Source organism: Halobacillus sp. A1-3 (assembly GCF_050971765.1).
Taxonomy (GTDB): Bacteria; Bacillota; Bacilli; order Bacillales; family Halobacillaceae; genus Halobacillus; species Halobacillus mangrovi_B.
On the sequence record NZ_JBPCEO010000002.1, the window covers coordinates 348430 to 366008 of the forward strand.

At 41.1% G+C, this 17579-nt stretch carries 16 protein-coding genes; 1 reads left to right on the forward strand and 15 read right to left on the reverse strand.

Annotated features, from left to right (window positions below; genetic code table 11):
• Positions 1–410 precede the first annotated feature (410 nt).
• From ACRYKC_RS04570 to ACRYKC_RS04585, 4 genes are all read right to left on the reverse strand, one after another.
• A complete protein-coding gene (locus ACRYKC_RS04570) occupies positions 411–692 on the reverse strand; it encodes a hypothetical protein (RefSeq protein WP_433805509.1) in 282 nt (93 codons plus the stop codon).
• A gap of 203 nt (positions 693–895) precedes the next feature.
• Positions 896–2107 (reverse strand): Nramp family divalent metal transporter, encoded by a 1212-nt coding sequence (locus tag ACRYKC_RS04575; protein ID WP_433805510.1) that lies wholly within the window; start codon positions 2105–2107, stop codon positions 896–898.
• A gap of 470 nt (positions 2108–2577) precedes the next feature.
• On the reverse strand, positions 2578–3126 hold the full coding sequence (locus ACRYKC_RS04580; RefSeq protein WP_433805713.1) for a GNAT family N-acetyltransferase: 549 nt from the start codon (positions 3124–3126) through the stop codon (positions 2578–2580).
• Positions 3127–3383: 257 nt separating this feature from the next.
• The gene (locus tag ACRYKC_RS04585; RefSeq protein WP_433805511.1) at positions 3384–3638 is read right to left on the reverse strand and encodes a P-loop NTPase family protein; all 255 of its coding nucleotides are present in this window, start codon (positions 3636–3638) and stop codon (positions 3384–3386) included.
• A gap of 169 nt (positions 3639–3807) precedes the next feature.
• Here ACRYKC_RS04585 and gndA point away from each other — a divergent pair, with 169 nt between their 5' ends.
• Complete coding sequence (gene gndA, locus ACRYKC_RS04590; RefSeq protein WP_433805512.1) at positions 3808–5247, forward strand: NADP-dependent phosphogluconate dehydrogenase; 1440 nt, start codon at positions 3808–3810, stop codon at positions 5245–5247.
• Positions 5248–5305: 58 nt separating this feature from the next.
• Here gndA and ACRYKC_RS04595 read toward each other — a convergent pair whose 3' ends face one another.
• The 11 genes from ACRYKC_RS04595 to ACRYKC_RS04645 all read right to left on the reverse strand — a co-directional run bounded on the left by ACRYKC_RS04595 (position 5306) and on the right by ACRYKC_RS04645 (position 17578).
• Positions 5306–6859 (reverse strand): alkaline phosphatase, encoded by a 1554-nt coding sequence (locus ACRYKC_RS04595; protein WP_433805513.1) that lies wholly within the window; start codon positions 6857–6859, stop codon positions 5306–5308.
• A 151-nt stretch (positions 6860–7010) separates the two neighbouring features.
• Positions 7011–8336 (reverse strand): UDP-glucose dehydrogenase family protein, encoded by a 1326-nt coding sequence (locus tag ACRYKC_RS04600; protein ID WP_433805514.1) that lies wholly within the window; start codon positions 8334–8336, stop codon positions 7011–7013.
• Between the two features lie 15 nt (positions 8337–8351).
• Positions 8352–9836 (reverse strand): nucleoporin-interacting protein, encoded by a 1485-nt coding sequence (locus ACRYKC_RS04605; RefSeq protein WP_433805515.1) that lies wholly within the window; start codon positions 9834–9836, stop codon positions 8352–8354.
• 75 nt (positions 9837–9911) lie between these two features.
• The gene (locus tag ACRYKC_RS04610; protein WP_433805516.1) at positions 9912–10856 is read right to left on the reverse strand and encodes an FTR1 family iron permease; all 945 of its coding nucleotides are present in this window, start codon (positions 10854–10856) and stop codon (positions 9912–9914) included.
• A 27-nt stretch (positions 10857–10883) separates the two neighbouring features.
• Positions 10884–11642, reverse strand: coding sequence for a hypothetical protein (locus tag ACRYKC_RS04615; protein ID WP_433805517.1), 759 nt, complete (start codon positions 11640–11642; stop codon positions 10884–10886).
• 67 nt (positions 11643–11709) lie between these two features.
• Positions 11710–12468 carry a glycosyltransferase family 2 protein gene (locus ACRYKC_RS04620; RefSeq protein WP_433805518.1) on the reverse strand — a complete coding sequence of 253 codons (759 nt, stop codon included), beginning with the start codon at positions 12466–12468 and terminating at the stop codon, positions 11710–11712.
• Positions 12428–13927: an alkaline phosphatase family protein gene (locus tag ACRYKC_RS04625; RefSeq protein WP_433805519.1), complete on the reverse strand. Its 1500-nt coding sequence runs from the start codon at positions 13925–13927 to the stop codon at positions 12428–12430. Before ACRYKC_RS04625 ends, ACRYKC_RS04620 begins: the two co-directional genes overlap by 41 nt.
• Position 13928: 1 nt before the next feature.
• A complete protein-coding gene (locus tag ACRYKC_RS04630; protein WP_433805520.1) occupies positions 13929–14855 on the reverse strand; it encodes a lysylphosphatidylglycerol synthase transmembrane domain-containing protein in 927 nt (308 codons plus the stop codon).
• A complete protein-coding gene (locus ACRYKC_RS04635; protein ID WP_433805521.1) occupies positions 14843–15787 on the reverse strand; it encodes an NAD-dependent epimerase/dehydratase family protein in 945 nt (314 codons plus the stop codon). The genes ACRYKC_RS04630 and ACRYKC_RS04635 overlap by 13 nt, the downstream gene beginning before the upstream one ends.
• A 92-nt stretch (positions 15788–15879) precedes the next feature.
• The gene (locus tag ACRYKC_RS04640; protein ID WP_433805522.1) at positions 15880–17088 is read right to left on the reverse strand and encodes a hypothetical protein; all 1209 of its coding nucleotides are present in this window, start codon (positions 17086–17088) and stop codon (positions 15880–15882) included.
• Between the two features lie 268 nt (positions 17089–17356).
• A complete protein-coding gene (locus ACRYKC_RS04645) occupies positions 17357–17578 on the reverse strand; it encodes a hypothetical protein (protein ID WP_433805523.1) in 222 nt (73 codons plus the stop codon).
• Position 17579: the final 1 nt, after the last annotated feature.

Genomic DNA, 17579 nt, shown 5'->3' on the forward strand with positions numbered 1-17579 from the left:
TACGATTGCTCTCTCACTACAAACGTTTCCGGCACTATTTTCACCAGAATGTTGTGATTTCCTAATTCTTTGAACATAGGGGGCCCCCCTCTCTTCGTCTGGACCCAGGTAACGCACGAGCAAACGTCTAGTTATCCTCCAATCAAAGGGTTCGATCGTTGCCTCTCCTCTAAATCCTGCATGAAGAACCATACCTGTTAATGGATCGCTCCACAATTCCTAAAGCACACTTAGGATTTTTTTCTAATCGGCCAGGAAGGCTGTCTGTTGCAGGTGTACCGATAATCCATAAGCATTCCTCTTCCCAATGAAACCATACAGGTGATTTTAGGTCCTTCCTCTGATGAAGTAGCTAGATGAGCGAATAAAGGTTTCTTTAGGAAATCATCTAAATTAAAGCTTCTTTCCCACTAATTATTTTCAACCAATCCACCGCCCTTTACAACATTATATAGAGTTGTGCAAACTTTTTTCATTCTTCCATTGGGAAGATAGCGATTTGTATCAGCTCGAAAATAATGCCTTGCTCCGGTATAGGTTGTATACCAAAGATTCGCTATAATTACAAACTCCTCTTTTGAGTAGGAAGTACATTCTATTGGATGAAAGGAGGTGCCGAAAACTGGATCTTGTAATTCGGCGACTCCCAAGCTTTTCTTTTCATCAAGCCATAAAGTAATTGGTCGCGGCATATCATTTACTTCCTTTCTATCTCATATTTTATTATCTTATTTAACTTAGGTTCATGATACAAAGGTGAGTAGATTAAATCTTCAGAATTCGGAAGTAGTTCTTCTCCGACTAAAGAATGAAAATCTTTCCTCTCATATACGAACGTTTACTAATTTCGTTTCATAAAAAAAGGAACTTCCATCAATTAGGAAGTTCCCTGCACTTAAAAGATTCCAAAGGAAATGAGCGACAGCGTCACTGTAATGGCGAAAATCAGCCATCCTATTACATTTACAAAAGTCGAGTTCACATGACCTCGTAGAGTTTGTTTATTGTTCATAGCAAACATAAGAAAGAGTACAATAATTGGTAAAATCAAACCGTTCGCATACTGTGAGAATACAATGAGTTGGATAGGATCATAACCAAGACTGGCAAAAATAATGCCGATAAGCAGAACAACTATCCAAACAAACCGGAATTTTGCTGAACGAAGATTGTTTCCCCATCCTAACGCACCAGCTGTTGCATAAGCAGCCGCAAGAGGTGCTGTCATAGCGGATGAAATTCCAGCAGCGAATATTCCAAAAGCAAAAACGTATTTCGCCCAGGAACCAAGTAATGGTTTTAACTGGTCAGCCATTGTACTCGGATCATTCAGACCTGTGCCTAATGGAAAAGCTGCCGCAGCAGTAATGATGATCGAGACGGAAATGACTCCGCAAATTGTGATTGTTGTGATGACATCAAATCGACTGTCCTTCAGTTCCGCTTCTCCCTTGAACCGCTCCTGCACAGTGGATGATTGTAAGAATAAGGTGTAAGGAACAATAGTTGTACCAATTAAAGAAATGACATATAACGTATTTCCTCCAGAGACTTTAGGTACAAATCCCTCTGTGATAATAGCAGATAAATCAGGTTGAATGACAATCGCAGTGATAACGAAACTAGTAGTCATCAAGGCAATGAGGGTAATAAATATGCGTTCGATAATCTTATATTTCCCAATCCATAACAAGAGTCCAGATAATACACCAATGATAATAGAAACAACAGGAGTAGAAAGCCCAGTAATGGCAACCATTCCAAGAGCTCCGCCTACGATATTCCCCGCTTCATAGGCAGCACTGCCAATCACTATTGCTGAGATAATAAGAAGAATGGTCAGCCATTTTAATACAGGATGAGAAAACTGTTCACGTAAAATTGTACTCAAGTCTTTCCTAGTAATAACTCCTAATCTTGTTACCATTTCTTGAAGAGCCATCGTTGCTAACACAGAAAAAACCAGTGCCCAGATCAGTGCATACCCAAATTCCGCCCCAACTTTACTTGCTGTGGTAACGGTTCCTGGACCGATAATTGCCGCAGCGACGATCGCTCCAGGCCCAATATTCTTTAACCTTCTTTTAAACTTGCTTCCATCCGGCATAGAATCCCTCTCTTCCGTATTAGATTACTTTTTCAAACGGAGTTTTCTATAGTGGCAGACGTATACTTACATAAAAAGCGCCCTACCTTATAAAGATATGCGCTTGGCCTTATGGAGCTATTAATAAATACGCCATTTTCCATGTTTGTCAGGATGTTCGGGCTTGGTTGAAAAAAAGGAAGGGAAAATACTCTGGCACCCATCAGCACAACTAATAAGATGGATAAGATCAACATCATTCTTTCTTCCTGAATTGGTAAGGTTTTCTGTTCATTTCCCTTTATTTGTAATTATTAACCTCTTCCCATATTTTTTCTAAGTATTTGTAACTGGTAGTGAAGAGAAGGTAATCATGATAAGACCAAAGGTCAACACGATACTTCCGATCCATATAACAACATCACGTTGTATGGATTGGAATTTACTCCTCCCTCACCAACCACACCATTGATGCGTGGTTCCCCCTCTGTTTACTTAAACAGAGGGACTTCGTTTTTACTTTCCCATTCTGGACGAAGGATGCTCATTTCCCAAAGACTCCAATATTCATCTTTATACTTCCGTGCATCCCTTAGTAACCCTTCCTTCTTAAAGCCCGCTTTCTCATAACAGGAGATAGCTGAGTGGTTAAAATCAAATACCCCAAGACTCACACGGTGCAAATGAAGCTCATTAAAGGCTATTTTTAAAATCTCTTCCATCATCGTTTGCCCAATCCCCTGCCCTCTTATCTCCTTGTCTCCAACCAATACTTTTCCAACTCTAGCAGACTGGTGAGCGTAATCTACTTTTCCTAAAGAGATGTGTCCAACCACCTCGGTACTCTCTTTGTTAAGAACACTGTACACGTAAGTAGCAGCTCCTTTGACATTCGCTCCTTCAAGATATCTATGTAACTGGGATTCATCGAGAGGGAACTGAAAATTCGGACCTCCCCATTGCAGCAGCAACTCTGGATTGTCTATCCATCCGATAAGCTTATGAAAATCTGCTTGTTCAAAATATTTTAGTTTCATTATACCTTCCCTACCTTTATTGGAAATACGTTCGCACATCACTGTTGTTGATTGCTATCACTTTTCTATCGTAAGCTTTAAGCTTCTCAGTCACTTCCCTTTTTCCTTCCTTTTCGAACCTCCTATTCCACTGGTACATTTTTTGTAGCATATCGAAGTCAGGCTCGTTCTATTCTTAATTTTTGCCTAATAAATCGGAGGTTGATTTGCCATAACCTTTTCTTATAGGAAGGGTTTAGAAATAGAATGACGTCTGCCTTCTAAAGGCTGTCATCTACCCATGTGTGATGCACCCCTTCAATAATCCACTTGTCTAAGCTGGTGATCTTCTTTAGATATTCATCCCGATCTGTCACCAACCTTCGTACATCACCGGTTGCCCGTCTTATCCATACTACATTATCCAACTCGTAATGAGGCAGATGTAGAGAAGTAGACAAAGACTTTGCTAAAGTTGTCTTACCACTCCCCACCGAGCCAATGATATGTATTTTCCTTACCTTATTTACATTCATAAAAAGACATCATTCCTTTGTTTACTTTTTGTTTCTTTCTATATCATTTCTTCATTCTCCTTTATTAAGAAAAATAATTTCAGTTCCAATTTCGTTTACATGAAAATTATTTTATGTATAATGAATAGTAAGTTGAAATAAATTTTGAACCCAAAAGGAGTTAATAATGATGACTCAATTACAAAACGTAGGCGTTGTTGGTTTAACCGTAATGGGTAAAAACCTTGCGCTAAACATCGAAAGCCGCGGGTATAACGTATCCGTATTCAACCGTACTTATGAACGAACAGAAAAATTTCTAGAAAATGAAGCAAAGGGTAAAAACTTTGTAGGTAATGAAAAAATCGAAGACTTTGTGGCTTCTCTTGAAAAACCTAGAGCGATTCTGCTTATGGTCAAAGCAGGTAAGCCGACAGATGCAACGATTGATACACTGCTTCCTCACCTTGATGAAGGCGACATTTTAATCGATGGAGGTAACACCTTCTATAAAGATACAATTGAGCGTAACGAAAAAATGAAAGAACGCGGCATCCACTTTATCGGAACCGGTGTATCGGGTGGTGAAGAGGGCGCTTTGAATGGTCCTTCTATCATGGCTGGAGGTTCAAAGGAAGCATACGAGCACGTAGAGCCATTATTGAAAGCTATCTCTGCAAAGGTCAATGAAGAGCCGTGTGCAGCCTATACTGGTCCAGACGGTTCTGGGCACTATGTGAAGATGGTTCACAACGGCATCGAATATAGTGACATGCAGTTAATTTCTGAAGTGTACTTTATCCTTAAGAACGTACTGAAGATGTCAGGAGAAGAACTTCATGAAGTGTTTGCTGAGTGGAACAAAGGTGAACTAGACAGTTACTTAATCGAAATTACAGCCGACATTTTCAAGAAAGAAGATGATGTTAACAAAGGTACACTTCTAGTCGACAACATCCTTGATACAGCCGGTCAAAAAGGAACTGGAAAATGGGCTAGTCAAAGCGCTCTAGATCTGGGCGTACCACAGTCCATCATTACAGAATCTGTTTACGCACGCTTTATTTCAGCATTGAAAGATGAGCGCGTGAAAGCAAGTAAAGAACTGAACGGACCTGAAGCTGAGGAATTCCAAGGCTCTAAAGAAGAACTGCTTGAACAGCTTCGTCAAGCTCTATACTTTAGTAAAATTTGCTCCTACGCCCAAGGATTTGCTCAAATGGGCAAAGCGTCTGAAGAATATAACTGGAACCTGGATTACGGAAACATTGCCATGATCTTCCGCGGTGGATGCATCATCCGTGCTCAGTTCCTTCAGAAAATTAAAGAAGCTTACGACCGTGAGCCTAAACTGGACAACCTTCTTCTTGACTCTTACTTCAAGAATATCGCAAATGATTACCACAAATCCTTGCGTAAGGTAATAACCCTTGCAATCGAACAAGGTATTGCAGTTCCAGCGTTGTCTAGCGCTCTTGCGTATTATGACAGCTATCGCTCTGAGCGTCTTCCAGCCAATCTTCTGCAGGCTCAGCGTGACTACTTCGGCGCTCACACCTATCAGCGTCTCGACAAAGAAGGTACCTTCCATACTGAATGGCAGGAAATTACTCAAAAAACCGATCAGTAATTTTATAAGAAAAAGAGCGAAGGCTTATCTAGCCTTCGCTCTTTTAATAGGGTCTTATTTATTGGTTCGTCTTTCGTTTTCGGAATGCGAAGAAAGCTCCTCCACCCACAAACAATGCGCCAAATAACATACTGGATGGGTAAATAGCCCCTGCCTTCTTAACTGATTCTTCTTCAACCTTCGAGACATTCTCAGGTTTCTTATTTTCAAGAATCTTAGAGATGTTTTTCGCTTGATCTGTGTTATCAATTAATCCACTGAACTGTTCTGATTGAGGTCCATAAGCATACACATTTACATCAACCCCTGTGTGACCGTCCGTTGTCCACCCTGTTCCAGAACGTTCGTTAAAGATTTTTTCAATTTGATTATCTACTTCTGTCAGCTTGGCTTCTTCCTTATCATACTCTGCTTCCACTGCATCTTGAACAGCTTTAAGTTCCTCTTCTTTCAGCTTGAACTTTATGTTTTTATTTAGAACAGTCTTGACTTTCTTTCCTTCTTCTACAATTTGTTCAGCCATATAGTCCGGTGTCTTTTTCGCTGCTCGGATCGTTTGAGGATCCCATTTGTATGGGCCTCCCTCTCCAATTGTCATGCCGCCTGTGGAATGGTCAGCCGTGGCTACTACAAGCGTTTCTTCGTCTTCTTTCGCAAACTCAATGACTTTTTGAAAAGCTTTTTCGAAGTCCTCCATTTCACTCATAGCTCCGACCACGTCATTATCATGTCCTGCCCAGTCAATCTGGCTTCCCTCTACCATAAGGAAGAATCCATCTTCATTTTCACTCAGTTTATCCAGAGCTGTCGATGTCATCTCTTCCAAAGAAGGCTGTTCTTTTGGTCGATCAATGGCCTTGTCCAATCCTACAGGAGCAAACAAACCAAGAATTTGATCACTAGAAGATTTTTTCATTTCTTTTGTCGTTGTGGCATAATCATAGCCATCCTTCTGGAATTCTTCTGCTAGATTTCGATCATCACGTTCAAAGTAATCCGTACCTCCACCTAGAAGGACGTCAACTTTATGCTCCCCCTTAATCTGATCGTCATAATAATCGTCAGCAATAGCATCATAGTTGTGACGGGACTCATCATGAGTTCCAAATGCTGCTGGTGTTGCATGGTTGATTTGCGAAGTTGAAACAAGCCCTGTAGACATACCTTGTTCTTTAGCTTGCTCAAGAACGGTTTTCGTGTCTTGTTTCTCCAAATCTACACCGATGGCACCGTTATAAGTTTTTACACCGGAAGACATGGATGTGGCTGTGGCAGCAGAGTCTGGAATGTTCTCTTTTTCATCATCTTCTCCGCCATCATGGAAAGGATCTGCAGAGTAAACCGTCTGAACACCTTTCAGATAAGGATCAAATGAGGTCTCCTCCATCTCCATTGTATCTAGATCATCTTTAAAGTAACGATAGGCTGTATTATAAGCAGGACCCATTCCATCTCCAACTAGGAATATGACATTTTTCACTTCAGATCCTTTTTCATTCTCCTCCGCACTTACGTATTGGTTCTGAGTCACTCCCGCAGCTGTTCCAAAAAGCATGGTGGATAGCGCCGTTACAGAGAGCACCTTCTTCAAGTTGTTTTTCATAAGTATCATACCTCCTAAGTAGTTTGCGAGTATTAGTGTAAGGAGGAAACTTTAATAGAATAATAATAATAGGTTACGGGAATGTAAAAGATTGTAGAACTTTTGCAAATACAGGGGATTTTTAAATAAAAATGGCTGTCGAGATTTTCTCGACAGCCATTTAGCTACTTCTTAAATCACCCGCAATACTAGGACGCCCGACGGAATGATATTCGATCAGATGTTGGCGTACATCGTCCAATTGGAAACAGTTTCTCCCATCATAAATAATCGGATCCGCCTTCATTAGCTCTTTCACATCTTTTAGTGATAAGTTTTTGATTTGATCCCATTCCGTTAAGATAAAACCTACCTCAGCATCATGAAGGGCCTCCGCCGCCGATTTGGCAAACCACACCTGCCGGGGCAAAATAGGTGCGGCATTTTCCATCGCAAACGGATCATAAGCCGTTACCTCCGCCCCCTCCTCTATCAGTCGATGAATCACGACTAGGGAAGCTGCCTCTCGCATATCATCTGTACCCGGTTTATAGGCGAGCCCCAGGACCGCTACCTTTTTCCCTTCGAGACTGCCTAATCGCTGCTTAGCTTTTTGAACAAGAGATAGTTGCTGTTGATTATTAACACGAATCACTGATTTTAGCAATTCAAAATCATGGTCGACTCCACCGGCCATATGTACCAGGGCATTGGTATCTTTCGGGAAACAGGAACCGCCATAACCGATACCTGCCTTTAAAAACTGGTGTCCAATTCGTTTGTCCAACCCCATTCCATAGGCAACATCTTCTACATTCGCCCCTATTTTTTCACATATATTCGCAATCTCATTAATGAAGCTGATTTTTGTTGCTAAAAAAGCATTCGAAGCGTATTTAATCATTTCAGCATTTTTGATGTCTGTGACAACCAAAGGGAGATCTAACGGCTGATTTATTTGTTCAATCACAGCAGCTGCCTGCTTATTCTCTGCTCCAATCACAATACGATCTCCATGGAACGTATCGTGAATCGCTGAGCCCTCCCGTAAGAACTCAGGGTTATGTACCACTTCAATGGAAACATCGTTTTTCAAATGAGAATGAATGAACGATTTAAGATATTCATTCGATCCCACAGGAACCGTACTCTTGGTGACAATGATTGCGTCTTGAACAAGGTGATGGGCAATGCTTTTTGCTGCGCTCTCTACTGCTGTTAAATCTGTTGTACCATCAGGGTACTGCGGGGTTCCTACAGCAAGGTAAATAACACCAGCCTTTTCCAAGCCTTTTTCAAACTCGCTCGAAAAGAACAGTCTCTCTGCTTGAATGTTTTGCTTCATTAAGGATTCCAACCCCTCCTCATAAATAGGGGGTATCCCTTTCTTCATCTTTTCAACCTTTTCTTCATCTATATCAATACACGTAACCTGATGACCGATTTCCGCTAAGCAAACTCCTGTCACCAGACCGACATACCCTGTTCCTACTACGGCTAATTTCACTAACAAACACCTCTTCTACTTCCTTATCCATTCGTAAAGCTCTATCTTCCCGTACACGGGATCATACAGATCATTTGAACTGAATTCAGCGATTTTTCGTACTCTATTTTGCACATCATACCCCTGCTTTTCGAATCCCTTTATGACATGATTCGTCAATAAGACTCTCTTATCCTTATTGTAGGTCAATTCGGATTGAAAATAGTCATACGTAAAAATCTTCTTGTATGCGAAATCAACTGAAAGATAGTCCATTACGCGTGACTCTTCCCAAGTATATACAACCTTTTGTCCCTTTAAGTCACTTATATGTTGAGTAAGTTGATAAACGGCAGGTGGAAGCTCTGCTTTTTTTTCAGCCAAACCTTGACCGACCCAAGTTTGGACAATCACAAGGGATATACCCACCCCGATGATAACCATTTTCGCTCGATCAGCATAGAAATGAAGCAGAATATACACAGATACTCCGGACAAAGGCAAGATGTGTCTTGGCTTATCAATGTTCTGTGCAAAAAGCGCCCATAAGAAATAGGCGATCCATAAAAGTAAGAGACCATGTAAAAACGTATCCTTTTTAAATCTTGTCTTTGAGAACTGAAAGATGATCAACAGGAATAATGTAACGTATAACCCAAGGATAACCCAGGACCTTGCGCTAAGGGCTGTCCAGCCTAGATTATAGAAAAGGAGCATGATCATCCTTTCCCACAGCGGCATCGAATCCGCAGTCACCGCTCCTCCCCATTCCGTAAAATGACCGGCAACAAAACCAAAAGCAAGCTCGATAAACGTACTAAAACTGCCGGTAGAAAGCAACAATCCAACTACCCAAATGAGTTGAAAAGCTACGGCAAGGAAAGCCTGGGTTAAAATAAACTGAGCGTAAGACTTTTTCGATAGAAAAGCCCTCCGTTCTCTCCACCAAAACCAAAGAATACCTAAACCGAAGGGGAGATAGGATAAACGCACTCCCAACAAAACACTGAAAAGAAGGAGAGGGAGAATTCGCCAGCCTAACGCAGAAGACCTGCTTGCTTGATATAGACTCCATACATACCACCAAAGCACAGAGACCGCTGCCGCTTCACTCATCGCTTCCGTACTCATGACCCACAAATACCCCATAGAGTGAATGACAGCCGTAAATAAAAGCGCTTGAAGAACAGGGAATCTTCTCTTGAATAACAAGTAGATTGGAACAAGGGAACTCATTGTTATCATCGTGTTAAAAACAGATAGGGCATGGATAGGATCTCCAATCCATCTATGTACCATCATGCCGCCTAAGATAAAATAAGGATAGCCTGGGAAATGTGGCTGCATGGAAAAAAGATCGTAATCCGTGATTCCAAGGGCAAAATCTACCTGGTCCCAGGACCTCGCCCATTCACTTGCATCTATTAGTCTGAAATACAATGTATAGCTCACGAAAATCAAAAACATTGCCCAGGCAATTATAGTGATTTTTTTATTGGAATCATCTAGACTCAGCTTCATGACTGACTGCTCCTTTTTGATCATACATAGAAAATGCAAGGCATAATCGAAATTACGCCTTGCATTTGAACTCATTTATTTAACGTTCTGTCCTGCCGCTTGATTGGAATACGTAGGCTTTACTTGTTTTTGAACTTTCTCTACCTTTTGTTTGGCTGGCTCTTGATTCTTTGCCGTAACTAAAAGGTAAATAACAACAAAGTACCCAATATAGGCAAGCATTTCTTCAAGAGAAGGCATGGAGGAATATCCAAACAAAGCTTTCAGGAAAATTCCTACATCGCCGGAAAGAAGGGGCGCTGTTCCTGTATCACGTAAGAAGTGTGCATAATCAATTGGGTGTTCTGGAAGTAACCAAGTGATGTTATAAACATGAGGCATAACACTTCCGATCATTTGCAAGTCTTGCATCATAGAAATACCTTGTACGAGAAGACCTGCAGCAATCATGACAATAAAAGCTCCAGTCACTTTAAAGAAGGATTTCAAAGGAATACGCATAGTCCCTTTGAAGAACAGGTAGCTGATGACAGAAGCAATAATGACCCCTGTAATAGCTCCCCATCCTTGAAAACCTTTTTCGATGTCTCCGCCCGTAATCGCAGCGAAGAAGAAAACCGTTTCAACTCCTTCACGAAGAACGACTAAGAAAGAGTGGATGACCATACCGACGACGTTCCCTGTCGTCACTAATTTACCCATCTTGCCTTCCATTTGCCCTTTAAGGTTTTTACTGTGTTTAGCCATCCAAAAGACCATTTGAGTCAGTAACAAGGATGACACAAGCATGATGCTGACTTTCAAATACATCTCGCTGCCCATGGCTGCAAAGCTTGTGAATACGACTTGAAACAACATCGCTACTCCTACACTTGCAAGAATGGCGAGTCCTGCTCCCAGCCACACATATTTAGTAAATTTCTTGTTATCTGTCCTTTTAAGGAAAGTGGTAATGATACCGACAATCAAAAGGGCTTCTAACACCTCACGAAAAGTGATTAACAACGCTTGGATTTCCATGAACCTACACCTCTTCTACGCTTGGGATCATTTTTTTCTACGAATAAAATAAATGACAACACCGATGATGACTACACCAATGACCAAGAGAGGGAGCCAATTTTTCAATTCAGAAAAGTCTGTATACTTATCAACAGCAGATTGGCTTCCATTCTCTCCCTCTGTCGCACTTTCGGTAAAGTGCCCGGCACTGTATTCCTCAATATCAAAGGGTTGTTTCAATTCTTCTAGAATAAAATCCTTACTTGAAACAAATTGTTCCTTATCTGATTCTTTCTCCCCTACGCCGAATAAACCAGGGTTTCCTAGAGCTTCAAGTGCTTGATCAAATTCATCTTTGATTTTGCCATCCAATTCAGAATTTTCGTTTGCCACGGCAGGGGATAAAGCTTCATATGTAGCATTTCCCTTAGCCAACAACTTCTTACTTGTATCATAATCATCAAAATTCTTTTCAATGGCTTCAAGGCGTCTAGAAATGTTCAACGCCAAAAGCTTTTGCATATTTTCAATGGTTGCTTCTTTGTCTTTATTTTCAATGGAGTCGAGGATCACTTCGGATACATCTTCTCCCATATGCATATCGACTTCTTCTTTTACAGTATTGTAAAGAGCTTCCGCTTCCTCAAAGTTCGGAGGCGTTTGATTTAATTTTACGACCATGTCCTTATAAACTTCAGCAATCTTCTCTTCACTAGGATCACCATAAGAGTATGCAGCCACATTGGTTTGTATAGAGAACGTGATGAACAGCATCATAGCTAGAAATAAACTGAATTTTTTCATGCATAGCAACTCCTGTCAATTAAATGATAAAGATTATCAATATCATTGTCAATAAGAAAAAGCGTATTCATTCCGCCTTTGATTGAGCCGAACCCTTTAGTTCTAAAGGACGGCACTTAATCTCAACTTTTTTCAAAGGACGTGACATTTCTTTGACAATTGCCGGAAGCACCGAAGTCATATAGGCTCGGAACTTGATGAATGACTGTCCTTTGGATCGAACCTGGTACGTAATAGGCACTTCTTTAACCCGAAACCCTTTTCTCACAAGGTTCAGGGTAAGGACTTGTGCATAGTTGTAGTCATGGATAATTTCAGCATGCTCCATTGCCTGTCTTGAGAAGGCACGCATCCCCGATTGACCGTCGTAAATCCACTTTCCAAGCAGCACCGATTGTAAAAAGGTAAAGAAGTAGTTCCCTAATCGGCGATGCAATCTCATCCCTTGAATGGTCCCTAAAAATCTTGACCCCATCGTATAGTCATAATCTCCCTCAAGGATTGGCTGAATCAATTCGGGTATTTCCCAGGCCGGATACTCATTATCCGCATCAATCATGACACCGATATCAGCTCCTAATTGATAAGACTGCTTCAAAGCTTCTCGTACAGAAGCCCCTAACCCTTTATTTTCGGTGTGTGAAAATATATGGTCGGCACCAGCCTTTTTGGCTATCTCTACCGTTTTATCTGTTGAGCCATCATTGATGACAAGCACCTCCACCTTAATCAATGGATGGAAGTTGCGAGGTATTTTTCGAATCACTTCTGCGATCGATTCTTCTTCATTGTGTGCTGGTAAAAATACGATGACTTTCTGCTTCATGCTGAGATTCCTTTCTTGTCGTTTTTATTGCTTCTGTCAGTATAGCTCCACGGCTGTGATTCGGTAAAGGAACACCGAGTAAGTGAGCCACTGTTGGTGCAACAGAGATTAAACTGTGCTTGTCATCTACCACTTTTCCTTCCTCAATGGTTGGTCCGCACATAAAGAATGGAACGTAACGTTCTCCTTCGTCCAAATGACCGTGCCCACCGATTCCATCCGCCTGTCCATGGTCAGCACAAATAAGCAAGGTGGTATTATCCATGTATCCCTTCGTTTCCATCCAGTATACAAACTCTTCAATTAAACGGTCCGCCTCTTCGATTTTTTGAATGTATTCATCATAGAGGACCCCACGGCTATGTCCGGTTTGATCGGTAGAGATCAGCTGGATATTGAAAAAGTCCAGGTCTTCTTTTTCCATAATTTGCTTCGCATTTTCCAGAATCCCTTTATCTACGGAATCATTATCCATGACAGCCGTATAAGAATCGACATCATCTCCCATAGCATCAATCAGATGAGCAACTCCCAGCAGCCGCCCTTTCTTTCCAACTTTTCTTAAAGAATCAAATATAGATTCGACTTTGATTCCTAGTTTCCACACCATGTTTGATTTGATGCCATGTTCTTTCGGGTACGTCCCCGTCATCATCGATGAAAAACAAACAACTGTCCGCGCAGGATAGACTGTTTCCATCTGGGCGTACTCTGTTCCACTTTTGCGTAGTTTATCCAAAAATGGAGTGTTCGCTTCCTGGAAACGTTCTTTTCTCATTCCATCAATGACAATCATAATTACTTTATCATTGGGTTGCTCATGGTCTTTTACAGGCTCTGTATAGGTTTGTTTCATCTCCGGTTTCCAATCGAATAAATAACGATGAAGCACCCAGGATAAAGCCCACACCCCAACAAGGAACAAGGCATACCCAATGATATCTACTGAACGGCCCTCAGTAGTCTGAACGAAGAACAACTCCCAAACGGATAGAATCAGCAAGAATTTCGGCATCTGCTCCTGAGCATTGCCGCTTGTCGAATCACTATTTTTTAAAACAAGTTTCCAGAACCGCGTAAAATTCAGCCAAGACGTACCAATTCTTAAATGATAATAGAAGGTACCCCAAAAAAAGACCGTGAAAAAGTAATAAAGTCCTAGCGCGAATCCTAAGAGTGCCAGGTTCACTGCTCCATACACGATCAAATAACCGACGAAAGGAATCCAAAGATAATTCCTCAGCAAGAGAGGAAAGTCGTAATGGTAATATAGAGCAAGTAAAGGCACAACAAACAAAAAGCTGAATCCAGCTGCCTGCCAGAAGGAAGGGTCTCCCCATTCTTTCATATAAAAAAGAAGCATCGTCCCGACGACAAAAATCGGTGTGAACGGCTTGCCTTCATTTAATAAATTCCAGCCTCGTGCGGCAATCACCTCGAATGTGGAGGCCTGTTTCATACTAATCTTCCTTTCTTTTCATCCAGAGCTTTATGGTTGTCCATGAAATAGGAGCAGAGAGAATTAAATAAAAACCGATAACAAATGAAAAAATGAATTTATATCCGTGGGTCAGGATGGCAATGGTATACGCTTCCTTGATCGGAACCTGAAAGGCCCTTAATCCAAAGCTCATGAAGCTTTCATAGGTGCCAATCCCGCCTGGGGAAAAATGGAACACTTGACCAGCAATCGTAAAGCTGTTTACCCAGATGGACTTCAGAAACGTAAGCGTTGTTTCAAACTGAGTGGAAACCGCAATTACGATGACAGCTTCCAGAATCCAGCTTACTACAATCAGCAGAACGAGTACTATCCCTTTTACCGAAAAAATAATCGATCCTGCATGCTTTGCTTGTGAAAAAATTACCTTTCTCCACTTTTCTTTTAATAGGAGAAGGCCCAGTAACGCAGCTCCACCTACGATCAATCCAATCATGAATAAATAAGAGATCGACATGCCTAAATAAAAGACACCTGCCAAAGCGATGAATCCAAGAATCATTAAATCGAGAATCCTCATGATAATTACGGACTCGAGAGCTGATTTCCAACTGACTTGATTTGAGCTTGCCAAGTACCCTGTCCGAATTAAATCCCCGGCTTTTATCGGAAGCAGATGATTAAGAAATAAGCTATAGAACAATCCATCGACAAAATGCTTGAAAGGCATTCGCTCATTTACATACATCTGCCAAGCTTTCGCTCTCAGAAGGAAGGCGGATAGATAAGCAATGGTCATCGCTAGAAGGATCCATCCGTTACGAAACAGAGCTTTCATTTCACTAAGAATATACGAAAGGTCAAAAGCGATGGATGTTAACCATATGAAACAAACACCGACAATTACTCTGCCTCCCCATTGTACATAACGCTTCATTTGGTGCATGAATTCATCCAACGCACTGTACGTTCAATTCCTTCTTCTATGGAAACAGTAGGTTTATAGCCGAGTAGTGTTTTCGCTTTTGAAATATCTGACCAGGTTTGAACGACATCCCCCGTCCGCCACGGCTTTTGTACCATTTCCATGTCTGGATAAAATTTTTCAAAATTCTTCAGCAGTCGTTCCATTGTGACGGGCTCTCCATATCCAATATTAAACGTCTCATTCATGTGGTTTTGACCTAAGACGGCATAGACACCATCGACGATATCATCAATATACGTATAATCACGCGCTGTTCCACTCCCAAAGACTTCTATCGGCAAACGATTGGAAAGCAAGTCCGCAAATTTGGGAATTGCCATGTCCGGTCTTCCCCACGGGCCATAGACAGTAAAAAAGCGAAGAATGGACAATCGAAAACCATAGATGTGCTGAAAGGAATGGCAAAAGGATTCTGCCCCGAACTTAGAGGCAGCATAAGGGGAAACGACTTTCCCATCAGCCATATCTTCGGTCAATGGACGACCTTCTTGGTTTCCATATACAGACGACGATGATGAAAAAATAACATGAGGAACTCCGGCCTCCCCTGCACTTTTCAGTACGTTGATCGTCATTTCAATATCATAATGGACATAGGCTAAAGGTTCTTTTACTGAATAAGCCACTCCAGGCAGAGCAGCGAGATGAATAACGGCATCATAGGACTGATCTTTAAAAATCTTCTGACAGGCTTTTTTATCGGTTAAATCCACTTTATAAAAATGAAAGTCCCCTGCTCTTTTCACTTGATCCAATTGGCGCCTTTTTCGATCAGGATCGTAATAAGGGTCAAAATTATCCACAATGGTGACCTCATGATTTTCATTAATAAGTCTGGAGCAGACATGAGATCCTATGAACCCCGCTCCTCCTGTAACTAAAATACGCAATCTTGCCACCTCAATTGTCCAAAATCAAAGTAAAAAACCTTGTTTCGAAAAACAAGGTTTCTTACATCTATCATAACCTATTTCTTGCGTGCTTACTTAGCTTCTTCAATGACAGTGTTCAATGTTTCCTCGATTTTCTCAAGAACATCCATTGCTTGCTGCTTCTCATCTGCTTTAACAGCCTCTAAATAGCCTTGAGCTTGCTCATTCAGGGTATTATAAGCTTCTTCTCCTTGTACACGCTTAATATCGCTTGCAATCATATCAATGAACAAAGCACCTTCAAGACCCGTGATTACGGAATTGTCTTCTCCCCAGTCTTCTTCACTTTCTTCATATTCGTGAAGGGCTACTTTCGCAAGACCACGGACAAACGCATTGTTCACAGCCTCTGGGTCAAGTTCTTTGACGTCCGTTTCAAGATTGAAATTCTCCTCAATGACAGCTGCTTCATCAGGGGCATATTCAGAGATATAATCGGAAACGGATTGGTAGAATGCCCAGCCTTCTGCTTGCTCAACTTTTGCGTGTTCAGGATCTTCTTTGGCTTCCTTAGCTGCTTTGGATGCATACCCATGCGGCATGGCCCCGGCTGCAAGATAGAAGGTTTTCATCATCGTCTTGTCGACGACTTGCTTTCCTAATTCAAACCCAAGTTTATCATCATTTTCGACGGCTTTTTCGATTTCGTTGAAACCACCCTCGATCTGATCTACCATGTTTGTGTCATACGCAGCATCACGCTTTTCAACCGTTTCTTTCAATACGGTATAAAATTCCTTCGCTTCAGCGATTTCTTCCTTCGCCAGCTCTTTGTCTCCCCAGCTTTCACTGATTTCCTGGAATTCATGTTTAATTGTCAGATAGAATACTTTCTGTGTAAGCTTGTCAAAGATCTGTTTAACGATTTGACCATCCATTTCTCCACTTTTACCTGCTTCAAGAGCAGTAGATATTTGTTGATCAATGTTTCCGTCACGGTTGGCTACCAATGTTTTCAACGAATTGTTATATAGATCGATCACTTTTTCGTAATCAACTTCTTCTCCCTCACCAGCTTTAGCTAGTTCGGCTATTCCTTCGTTGTAAGCCTGTACAAATTCAGAGTCTGATTCTTGATCATTCTCTTCTTCACTCTCATCGTTTTCTTCTGCACCTTCATTGGAAGCCTGCTCTTTTTCTTCTTGAGAAGTATTATCCTTCTCTGTATCCTCACCAGAAGTGTTTTCATTTTGTCCGCATGCAGATAAAACTAGTCCGATAACAATCAATAATAATACCAGCTTATTTTTCAAGAACATCGTAATCCTCCTGTGTTTATGTAAGTAATAATTGAAAATGAATATCAATTGCAAAAATAATTATAAAGAGAATGATTCTCAATGTCAACCAGATATTTATACCAATGACAATGATTCCGATTGTGTTTGGATACAGATCCAGTCATTTTTAAAAGACCAAATTTGTAAATATTGTCGGACTCTGTAGGTATTTTGGTTACGAAAAGGCGGCATTCGTGGTATCTTTTCAAAAATTATCATGAGATAATTTTATTACAGATTCAATAGGTTAAAAAGTGAGGTGAGTGCTATTTACAAACTCATAAGAATCAGAGATGGACGGACGGAAACGCTTAAGAATACAAGCAGTCAGGAAGACAAAATATTTCAAGGAAGACTTGATGCGGAACGGATGGCTGATCAAATTAATTCCAATAGCTTTAAACACCGCTTTTGGAATATAAGAAGAATTGATTAAAGGGTAGGTAACTGCCTCTTTTTTTTTGCCCAAA